The organism is Streptomyces recifensis, assembly GCF_002154615.1.
In the GTDB taxonomy this organism is placed as follows: Bacteria; Actinomycetota; Actinomycetes; order Streptomycetales; family Streptomycetaceae; genus Streptomyces; species Streptomyces griseoluteus.
In genome coordinates this window covers 1-10,065 of sequence record NZ_MUNH01000232.1, presented here as the reverse complement: position 1 = coordinate 10,065, position 10,065 = coordinate 1, and the positions used below count along the sequence as shown (strand labels likewise).

Below are 10,065 nucleotides of genomic sequence, written 5' to 3'. Positions count from 1 at the left end.
GAGCCCCCGGCGCCGGGGGCCCGCCTGGCCGACGTCTCCGCCCATCCCGACCTGCCGTCCCTGTGCCTGGCCTCGGACGCGCTGCTCACCGACTTCTCGCCGCTGATGTTCGACTACGCCGGGCTCGACCGCCCGGTGGTGCTGCACACCGGGGACTGGGACACCTTCCGCACGGTCCGGGGCGCCTACCTCGACCTGCTGGCCTGCCCGCCCGGCCCGCTGGCCCGCACCGAGGAGGAGGTCGCGGACGTGTTCGCCTCCGGCCACTGGCGCGGGGTTCGCTCCGCCCGGCTGCGGGCCGCGTTCCGCGAGCGCTTCTGCCCGTACGACGACGGCGGCGCGGGCGAGCGCGTCGTCCGGCATGTGGTGCTGGGACGGCCGGCGGGGCTGCCCGAGGCGGTGCCGCCCGGTGCGCGCGGGGCGGTGCGGTCGGCGGCCAAGGCCGAGGTCAGGGCGCCGCTGCCGTCCGTGCCGCAACCTCCCGGCCCGCTCCCCGTCACCGAGGGCCGCTGAACACCGTTGGACCTTCCGGGAGCCTCCATGCCCCTCGGCACGACGCGGCCCACGCCGACCCGGCCGTCCACCTGGCGTCCCGCCGGGCGGCCGGGCCGCGTCCGCAAGACGACAGAAAGAACAGCATGCCCCGCTTCAGCATCATCGTCCCCTCCCACGGGGTCCCGGGCCGGCTGGCGCAGGCCCTGGACTCGGTCCTCGCCCAGTCCTTCGGCGACCTGGAACTGATCCCGGTCTGCGACTCCCCCGACGCCCCGGCCGCCGCGGTGGCCGCCGCACACGCCGAGCGCGACCGGCGGGTGCTCCCGGTGAACTCGCCGCCGTCGGCCGGACTGGGCGGGGCGCGCAACGCCGGGCTGCGGGCCGCGCGCGGCGGGTACGTGCTCTTCCTGGACGGCGACGACCTGCTGCTGCCCGGCGCGCTGGCCGCGCTGGACCAGCGGCTGACCGAGACGGCGGGCGTCGACGTGCTGCACGCCGAGTACGAGCGCGTGCCCTGGTGGGAGGGCGAGCCCGCCAACCCGGCCGCCCCCCTGCTGGCGAAGGCCCCCGCGGGAGCCTTCGCGCCCGGCGCGGCCCCCTGGCTCACCGGTGTCCAGTTCCCCGCGTGGAGCGCCTGCTACCGGCGCTCCTTCCTTGTCGAGCACGAACTCACCTTCCCGGAGGGGCACTTCACCGACCTCGGCTGGGGCGGCCTGGTCACCGTCGCCGCAGGCCGGATCGCGGTGCTGCGCCGGCCGGTCGTCCGGCACCGGGCCCGGCGCCAGGGCAGCAGGCTGAACGCGCCCGGACCGCACCAGCGCGACCTCCTGGACCAGGTGGACCGGGTGCTGCGCCGGGCGGCCGAGTCCGCGCTCCCGGTGGAGCGGACCAGAGCCCTCTTCGGGCAGCTCTTCCTCCAGGTCCTGAAGACCGCCTCCCGCCCCGAGCGGCTCACCGAGGGCCACCGGGCGTTCTTCCGCCGCGCCGGGCGGCTGTACCGCAGGCACCGCCCGGCCGGGTACCGGGTGCCCGGCGGGAGCCTCGGGGCGCAGCACCGGCTGCTGGCGGCGGGTGCGTACACCCCGTTCCGCGCGCTGCGCGGGGCCGGCCGGGTGGCCGCCGGGGTACTGCGCCGGCTGCCGAAGCCGCGCATGCTGCGCACCCGGCTGCGCTACGCCCGGGCCCTGCGCCGCCCGCTCGATCCCCACCTGGCCGTGTACTGCGCCTATTGGGGCCGGGGGTACGCCTGCAACCCGGCCGCGATCCACGCCAGGGCCCGCGAACTCGCCCCGCACATCCGCTCGGTGTTCCTGGTGGAGGCCGACCAGGCGCACACGGTCCCGGAGGACGTGGAGTACGCGGTGATCGGTTCCCCGCGGTACTGGGAGGTGCTGGCCCGCGCCACGTACCTGATCAACAACGCCAACTTCGCCGAGGGTGTCGTCAAGCGCCCCGGCAGCACGCATCTGCAGACCCAGCACGGCACCCCGCTGAAGAAGATGGGCGTGGACCAGTCGACGTACCCGGTGGTGGCCGCGCGGTCGGGCAGCTTCACCAAGCTGCTGGGCCGGGTGGACCGCTGGGACTTCAACCTGTCGTCCAACCGGCACTCCACGCAGATGTGGGAGCGCGCCTTCCCCGGCTCCTACGAGCAGTTGGAGTACGGCTATCCGCGCAACGACGTGTACGTGACGGCGACCGCCGACGACGTGACCCGCGTCCGCCGCGAACTGGGCATCCCCGAGGGCGCCACGGCGGTGCTGTACGCCCCCACCCACCGCGACCACGCGACCGGCTTCGAACCCGGCCTGGACCTGGCCGCGTTCTGCGAGGCGGCCGGGGACGACGTGGTGGTGCTGCTGCGCGCCCACTACTTCTACGACCAGGGCACGGCCCGGAGTTCGGACCGGATCATCGACGTCACCGCGCACCGCTCGGCCGAGGACGTGTGCCTGGCGGCGGACGCGCTCGTCACGGACTACTCCTCGATCATGTTCGACTACGCCAACCTGGACCGCCCGATCGTGGTGTTCGCGGACGACTGGGAGGTCTACCGCGAGACGCGGGGCGTGTACTTCGACCTGATGGCCGAGGCGCCGGGCCCGGTGGCCCGTACTCCCGAGGAGCTGGCGCGGATCTTCCGCGAGGGCGAGTACCGGGGCGAGGAGTCCTCCGCGCGCCGGGCCGTCTTCCGGGAGCGGTTCTGCGAGTTCGACGACGGGCGCGCGGCCGAGCGGGTCGTGCGCCGGGTGCTGCTCGGTGAGCCGCCGGAGGCGCTGCCGCCGGTGGTGCCGCTCGCCGAGCGCGTGCCCGCCCCCGCCGCCGCGTCCCTCGTGAGGAGCTGATCCGCCGTGCCCCGCTTCAGTGTCATCGTCCCCTGCTTCAAGGTGCAGGGCTTCCTGCGCGAGTGCCTGGACTCGGTTCTCGGGCAGTCCTTCGAGGATCTGGAGGTGATCGCCGTGGACGACCGCTCACCGGACGGCTGCGGCGCGATCCTCGACGAGTACGCCGGGCGCGATTCCCGGGTGAAGGTGCTGCACCTGCCGGAGAACGTCGGCCTCGGGCGGGCCCGCAACGCCGGGATGCCGCACGCCACCGGCGACTACCTGCTGTTCCTCGACAGCGACGACACCCTGACCCCGGGCGCTCTCGCCGCCGTCGCCGGCCGCCTCGCGGAGACCGAGGACCCGGACGTGCTGGTCTTCGACTACGCCCGCACCTACTGGTGGGGCGGCACCCGGCGCAACGTGCTCGCGCACGTGCTCGCGGCCGAGGACGGTACCTTCACGGCGGCCGAGCGGCCGGAGATCCTCGACCTGCTGATGGTGGTGTGGAACAAGGTCTACCGCCGCGACTTCGTGACGGCGGGCGGCTTCGCGTTCCCGCCGGGCTACTACGAGGACACCCCCTGGACCTTCCCGGTCATGCTGAGCGCCGGCCGCATCGCCACGCTCGACCAGATCTGTCTGCACTACCGCCAGCGCAGGCAGGGCAACATCCTCTCCACCACCAGCCGCAAGCACTTCGACGTGCACGACCAGTACGAGCGGGTGTTCGCGTTCGTCGAGTCGCGCCCGGAGCTGTCGCGGTGGCGGCCCTACCTCCACCGCAAGATGGGCGAGCACTGCCTGGACATCCTGGCCAAGCCGGACCGGCTGCCGCCGGGTGACAGGGCCGAGTTCTTCCGGCGCACGGCACAGATGTTCCGCGCCCACCGGCCGGAGGGCACCCGTGCCGAGGGCGAGACCCGCCTGCTGGAGGGCGGTTACGGGTCGTACGTCCTGCGGCGCCGGGCCGCGCAGGCGGGCCGGGAGGCCGGACGGCGCGCGGCACGGCTGCGGACGGCGGCCGGGACACGGGCCCGGCGCGGCTGGTCGGCGGTGCAGTCGCGCCGCCCGCTCGACCCGGACCTGGTGGTGTACTCGGCGTCCTCGCACCGGGGCATGCTCGGCGACCCGGCGGCGGTGTACCGGGCAGCCCGGGTGATCGCTCCCCGGCTGCGGGGGGTGTGGGTGGTGCGGGACGAGGAGACCGCGGCGACCCTGCCCCCGGACACCGAGTACGTGCTGCTGGGCTCGCGGCGCTATCTGGAGGTCACCGCGCGGGCGGCGTTCTTCGTCAACGACGTCAACTGGCCCGGCGCGCTGGTCAAGCGGCCCGGTGCCACGCACATCCAGACCCACCAGGGCACGCCGCTGAAGTACCTGGGCGCCGATCTGCTGGACCGGCCCGGCGCCCGGCTCGGTTTCGACGTGCCCCGGATGCTGCGCCGGGCGGACCGCTGGGACTACGGCCTGGTCGCCAACCGGCACGCGGAGCTGGTGTGGGAGCGCGCCTTCCCCTGCCACTTCACCTCGGTCCGCACCGGCAGCCCGCGCAACGACGTCCTGGTGGGCGCGGGCGCCTCGCGGGGCCGGGAGTTCCGCCGCAGGCACGGCATCCCCGAGGACCACACGGTGGTGCTGTACGCCCCGACCCGGCGCGATCACGTCCGGGGCGGCCACGCGGACCGGCTCGACCTGGCGGCGTTCGCGGCGGGCCTGGGTGAGGGACACACGCTGGTGGTGCGGCTGCATCCGTCGCTGGCGAACGGCCCGGCGCGCGGGGCGGGCCTGGCGGAGCTGGCCCGGCGCGGGATGGTGGTCGACGCGACGGACGAGCCGGACGCGGCGGAGGTGATGCTGGCCTCGGACGCGCTGGTCACGGACTACTCGTCGATCATGTTCGACTACGCGGTCCTGGACCGCCCGATCGTGGTCCACGCCGACGACTGGGACACGTTCCGGGCGAGCCGGGGCGCCTATCTGGACATCACCGCCCGCCCGCCGGGCCGTGTGACGTACACCCAGCGGGAGTTGGCCCGGCTGTTCGAGTCAGGGGCGTGGCGGGACGGGGAGTCGGCGGCGCTGCGGGCCGACTTCCGCGCGCGGTTCTGCGAGTTCGAGGACGGCCGGGCCGCCGAGCGGGTGGTGCGCACCCTGCTGCTCGGCGAGGCGATGCCCGCCACCGGTGCGGCGCGCATCCCCGGCCCGGCCGTGGGAGCCGATCAGCTCACCCGGTCCTCGTGAAACGCGAGGTCACTCGACGACGAGGGTGACCTCGACGTTGCCGCGGGTGGCGTTGGAGTACGGGCAGACCTGGTGGGCGGTCTCGACCAGCTTGCGGCCGGTCTCCTCGTCCACGGAGTCGGGCAACTCGACGCGGAGCGTCACCTTGAGGCCGAAGCCCTCGCCCTCCTTGCCGATGCCGACCTCGGCGGTGACGGCGGCGTCGGAGACGTCCACCTTGGCCTGGCGGCCGACCAGGCCGAGGGCGCTGCCGAAGCAGGCGGCGTAGCCGGCGGCGAAGAGCTGCTCGGGGTTGCTGCCCTGGCCGTCGCCGCCCAGCTCGACCGGCATGGCGAGCGGCAGGTCGATGCGGCCGTCGGAGGAGACGGCGCGGCCCTCGCGGCCGTGGGTGGCGGTGGCGACGGCGGTGTAGAGCGCGTCCATGGGGAGACCGGTCCTCTCGGTGATGTCGGTGGCGGCGGGCCGGGGTGGGCCGCCGCCCTCGGCATTGAGTAGAGCACACAATTAAATTGTGCACAACCAAGCCGTCGCCGTCCCGCTATCCTGGGTGCCATGAGCGTCTCGCCCACCCCGTCGGCCGGCCCCGCCACCGACGCCGCCGACCCGGACTGGCTCCGCCTGGACCGGCAGATCTGCTTCTCCCTGAACGCCGCCTCCCGCGCCTTCAACGGCGTCTACCGGGTGCTGCTCAAGGACCTCGGGCTCACCTACCCGCAGTACCTGGTGATGCTGGTGCTCTGGGAGCGCGGCGCGCTGCCGGTCAAGCAGCTCGGCGAGCATCTGCGGCTCGACTCCGGCACCCTGTCCCCGCTGCTCAAGCGGCTGGAGGGCGCCGGCCTGGTGCGCCGGGAGCGCAGCGCGAGCGACGAGCGCTCGGTAAGGGTGACGCTCACCGGCGAGGGCACGGCCCTGCGTGAGCGGGCGCTGGAGGTGCCCCGCCGCATCGCCGCGGCGACCGGGGCGGACCCGGCCGAGATCGGCGAGCTGCGCGACCGCCTCGACCGGCTCACCGGCGCGCTGGACGCCGCGGTGCGGGAACTGGAGCAAGGCCCGGCAGCGCCCCGAGGGTGACCCGGCGGACGTAGAGCCGTACGCTCGCGTCGCCGTCGGCCGCCTCCTCGGCGGGCATGAACTCCTGGGCGAGTACGGCCATCTTGGCCCGCTCGGCGGGGCCGCTCGGGCTCCAGCGGCCGGCCAGCAGGTCCCGGTCGGCCACCACCCACACCCGGTCGAGCCCGGACAGCCGCCGCCGCAGTTCGGCCGCGTCGGCCTCCCTGCCGTACAGCGTCCCGGACTCGGGGCCCGGCTCGTCGAGGGCGACGTCGCGGACACCCGCGAAGGCGCGGGGATAGGCGAGGGCGGCGTTGCGGGCCTGGGTGGGCAGGAACAGCACCGGCTGACCGGGTTCCACCTCCCGCGCGGCGACCCGCGCCACGGCGGCCAGGTCGTCCGGGCGGTGGGCCGGGTCGCGGTCGTCGCTCATCAGCGGCAGCTGGAGGCACAGCGCGAGGACGGCCAGCGCGGCCCCGGTCAGGGCCAGCACCGGGGGCCGGGGCACCCGTAGCCGCAGCCGGGCGGCGAGCCGGGCCAGCCGGTCGGCGCCGGCGGCGACCAGCAGGGGCGCGCCGGAGAGGGCGTAGAGGACGTACCGGTCGACGTAGAGCGGGGAGAGCCGCGAGACCAGCATGAGGACGGCGGGCGGCACCAGCGCGAGCGGCAGGCCGACCCGTGCGCAGGTCAGCCGCCCCGGTGGTCCGGCGAGTCCGGCCAGGCCCAGCAGGGCGAGGACCAGGCAGGTCCAGTACACGCCCTCGCCCGGTCCGAGGAACCAGCGCAGCAGGCTCCCGGCGGTGACCCAGGTCGGCGGGCGCACCCAGGCCAGTTGGGCGGACTGGGCGTGCGAGACCAGGATCATCGGCAGGAGGGCGAGCACCACGAGCCCGGCCGCGCTCCCCCAGCCCCGCCACATCCGCGCGCCGACGCGGGCGAGCCCGAGGGACGCCGCGTGGGCGAGGAGCAGCAGCACGGCGAACTCGTGCAGCCAGCAGGTGACCGCGAGGACCGTGCCGTAGGCCCTCCAGGCGCCGGTGCGCACCCCGCGGACGAAGAGCAGGGTCGCGCCGGTGGCGGCCGCGGCGACGAGCGCGTACGAGCGGCCCTCCTGGGCGTAGTGGCCGGCCATCGGAGAGACGGCGTACAGCAGTCCGGCCCACAGGCCGACGCGCGGTCCGGCGAGCCGGACGCCCAGTTCGCCGACGAGGGCGGCGGTGACGGCCGCCGCGGCCACCGAGGGCAGCCGGAGCACCACCTCGTCCGGGTGAACCGCGAGCACGGCGTGCATCAGCAGGTAGTACAGGCCGTGCACCGCGTCGACGCCGTGCAGCAAGTGCCAGATCTGCGGCACCGACCGGCGGGCCACCTGGAAGGTCACAGCCTCGTCGCGCCATATCCCGCCCCGGTCCACCCCCCACAGCCCGAGCCCGAGCATCACCAGTGCGGGCAGGCACACGGGCGCGCCCCACCGGACGTGCCACGGCACCCGGCCGGTCCGCGCCGCGCCCGCGCCGCCCGGCCCGACCGCCGTTCTTCCAGCCGCTCGGGGCGGCTGCGTTTCCACCAGAGGCCCGACGTCCACCACGGCCCGATCTTTTGCGATGAGACAGTCTTTTCCGATCATTGACGGCGTATCGGCAGAGATACACCATCCGCGCGGATTAGGCTCCCACGCGATGAACCGTCTCCGTGTCACCTCCGGTCGGGTCCTCGCCCTCGTCGCCGGCTGGCTCGCCACCCGCGCGCTGATGCTGGGGCTCCTCGTCCTCGGCTCGGCGCACGTGCTGGGCGGCGGCTCGGTGTCGCGCGAGGTGTGGCGGCTGTACTTCCACTGGTACGGCGTCCTGTCGCACGGCACCTTCCCCACACACGACACGTTGTGGCAGTACCCGCCCGGCGCGGGGCTGGTGCTGCTGGCGCCGGGGCTGCTGCCGGGGCTGTCGTACTTCGAGGCGTTCGTGCTGCTGACGCTGGTGGCGGACGCGGCCGTCACGGTGGCGCTGGCCGTCGCCGGGCGGCGCACCGGACGCAGTCTGCGCGGCGCCGCGCTCTGGGTGGGCGGGCTCCCCCTGCTGCTGCACATGCCGCTGGCACGCTACGACGTCCAGGTCACCGCACTCGGTGTGGCCGCCCTCCTGGCGCTCGGCCGGTCGCCGCGCGCGGCCGGGGTGTTCGGCGCGCTCGGCGCGGTGGTGAAGGTCTGGCCCGCGCTGGTGCTGCTCGGCGTGTCACGCGGACGGGCGACACGCTCGGCGTGGTCGTGGGCGACGGCGGCCGGCTGCGCCTCCCTCGCGGTGCTGGCGCTGCTGTTCGCCAACCCCTTCGCCTTCCTGCGCGAACAGGGGGACCGGGGAATCCAGTTGGAGTCGCTCGGCGGCACCGCGCTCAACCTCGCCCGGCACGCGGGCTGGTCCGGCACGGTGCGCTACCAGTACGGCTCGATGGAGCTGGTCGGCCCGCACGTGCACACGGTCGCCACCGTCTCCCTGGCGCTGACGGCGGCCGCCTTCGCACTGCTGGTGGTGTGGCGGCTGCGGGCCCGGCACTTCTCCCCGGCGACCCCGTACGACGCGGCGCTCACGGCGGTGCTGCTGTTCACCGTCACCAGCCGGGTCATCAGCCCGCAGTACCTGATCTGGCTGCTGGGCCTGGCCGCCGTCTGCCTGACCTCGCGGCACACCCGCCAGCGCCCGGTGGCCGTGCTGATCCTCGTCGCCACCGGGGTGAGCACCCTGGTCTTCCCGATGAGCTACGGCGCGGTCATCCACGGCACGTGGCCGGGCTGCCTGCTCATCCTGGCCCGCAACGTAGTGCTGCTGGCCGCCGCCGTGCTGTCCTTCGTCCGGCTGTGGCAGTCCACCCGGCCCCCGGCCAACGTGCCCGCGAGCCGGGCCCTGCCGGAGCCCGGCCGGGTCCGCGCCCGTGCCCTGACCGGCTCCTGACGGCCCGGCAGCGACCATGGACCCCATGCCCGAAGCCTCCCGGGTCGCCGTCGTGGTCATCGGCTACGACGACGCCGCCCATGTCACCGACGCCGTGCGCTCCGCGCTGGACCAGGGCCGGGCGGTGGGCGAGGTCATCGCGGTGGACGACCGCTCCACCGACGGCAGCGCCGAGATCCTGGACGGGCTCGCGGCCGGTGAGCCCCGGCTGCGGGTGATCCGGCACGCCGTCAACAGCGGCGGCTGCGGCACCCCGCGCAACACCGGCACCGACGCGGTGACCCTGCCGTACGTGATGTTCCTGGACAGCGACGATCTGCTGCCGCCCGGCGCGGTGGACGCGCTGCTGCGGGCGGCGGCGGAGACAGGGGCCGAGGTGGCGGCCGGGCTGTGCGTCCGCCGGGAACTGCCCTCGGGCCGCGAACATCCCTGGCAGTCCGGCCTGTTCGCGGAGGCGGCGCTGATCGGGCACCCCGCCGACCGCCCGCACCTCGTCCACGACACCCTGTGCGTCAACAAGCTGTACCGCACCGACTTCCTCCGGGTGAACGGCATCCGCTTCCCCGAGGGCCGCTACCTCTACGAGGACTTCGTCTTCACCGCCCGCGTCCTCGCCGCCGCCCCCCGCATCGCCCTCGTTCCGGATCTCGTGTACGTCTGGCACGTCCGCCGGGCCGCCGAACAGCTCTCGCTCTCCCTGAACCGGGAGCACATCGGCAACTGGCACGCCCGCACCCGCGCCTGCGCCGAGGCGTACGAGATCCTGCGGGGCGCCGGGGAGACGGAACTGGCGCGGGCGGCGCGGGCCAAGTTCCTCGACCACGAACTGCGCATGTATTTGCGCGAACTGAGCCTGCGAGACCTGGAGTACCGGCACGCCTGGTGGGCGCACACCCGCGCGTACCTCGCCGGGTACGACGCCGAGGACTGGGCGCGCGACCCCGCCGCACCCGGCACCCTGCTGGGCCGGTTCGTGCTGGAGTCCGCCGAGCCGCGCGACCTGCCCC

At 74.7% G+C, this 10,065-nt stretch carries 8 protein-coding genes; 6 read left to right on the top strand and 2 right to left on the bottom strand.

Annotated elements, in window-relative coordinates:
• From CCN33_RS14015 to CCN33_RS14005, 3 genes are all read left to right on the top strand, one after another.
• A partial coding sequence (locus CCN33_RS14015) for a CDP-glycerol glycerophosphotransferase family protein (protein WP_208621753.1) occupies positions 1–513 on the top strand: 513 nt, incomplete at its 5' end.
• Between the two features lie 125 nt (positions 514–638).
• Positions 639–2,840: a bifunctional glycosyltransferase/CDP-glycerol:glycerophosphate glycerophosphotransferase gene (locus CCN33_RS14010; RefSeq protein WP_086693962.1), complete on the top strand. Its 2,202-nt coding sequence runs from the start codon at positions 639–641 to the stop codon at positions 2,838–2,840.
• A 6-nt stretch (positions 2,841–2,846) separates the two neighbouring features.
• Positions 2,847–5,063, top strand: a complete 2,217-nt coding sequence (locus CCN33_RS14005) for a bifunctional glycosyltransferase/CDP-glycerol:glycerophosphate glycerophosphotransferase (protein WP_086693961.1) — start codon at positions 2,847–2,849, stop codon at positions 5,061–5,063.
• Between the two features lie 9 nt (positions 5,064–5,072).
• On the opposite strand, the gene CCN33_RS14000 is transcribed toward CCN33_RS14005, so the two are convergent.
• Entirely contained in the window at positions 5,073–5,486 is a 414-nt protein-coding gene (locus tag CCN33_RS14000) for an organic hydroperoxide resistance protein (RefSeq protein WP_086693960.1), read from the bottom strand.
• Between the two features lie 129 nt (positions 5,487–5,615).
• Here CCN33_RS14000 and CCN33_RS13995 point away from each other — a divergent pair, with 129 nt between their 5' ends.
• Positions 5,616–6,134: a MarR family winged helix-turn-helix transcriptional regulator gene (locus CCN33_RS13995; RefSeq protein ID WP_086693959.1), complete on the top strand. Its 519-nt coding sequence runs from the start codon at positions 5,616–5,618 to the stop codon at positions 6,132–6,134.
• On the opposite strand, the gene CCN33_RS13990 is transcribed toward CCN33_RS13995, so the two are convergent.
• Positions 6,070–7,572: a glycosyltransferase family 39 protein gene (locus CCN33_RS13990; protein WP_086693963.1), complete on the bottom strand. Its 1,503-nt coding sequence runs from the start codon at positions 7,570–7,572 to the stop codon at positions 6,070–6,072. The two genes, CCN33_RS13995 and CCN33_RS13990, sit on opposite strands and share 65 nt — an antisense overlap.
• Before the next feature lie 220 nt (positions 7,573–7,792).
• On the opposite strand from CCN33_RS13990, the gene CCN33_RS13985 reads away from it, so the two are divergent.
• Complete coding sequence (locus CCN33_RS13985) at positions 7,793–9,058, top strand: glycosyltransferase 87 family protein (protein ID WP_086693958.1); 1,266 nt, start codon at positions 7,793–7,795, stop codon at positions 9,056–9,058.
• A 16-nt stretch (positions 9,059–9,074) separates the two neighbouring features.
• A partial coding sequence (locus CCN33_RS13980) for a glycosyltransferase family 2 protein (RefSeq protein ID WP_208621751.1) occupies positions 9,075–10,065 on the top strand: 991 nt, incomplete at its 3' end.

Excerpts from the sequence above, each read along its gene's own strand:
- CCN33_RS14010 (WP_086693962.1), top strand. The coding sequence starts at position 639 with ATGCCCCGCTTCAGCATCATCGTCCCCTCCCACGGGGTCCCGGGCCGG.
- CCN33_RS14000 (WP_086693960.1), bottom strand. The coding sequence starts at position 5,486 with ATGGACGCGCTCTACACCGCCGTCGCCACCGCCACCCACGGCCGCGAG.
- CCN33_RS13995 (WP_086693959.1), top strand. The coding sequence starts at position 5,616 with ATGAGCGTCTCGCCCACCCCGTCGGCCGGCCCCGCCACCGACGCCGCC.
- CCN33_RS13985 (WP_086693958.1), top strand. The coding sequence starts at position 7,793 with ATGAACCGTCTCCGTGTCACCTCCGGTCGGGTCCTCGCCCTCGTCGCC.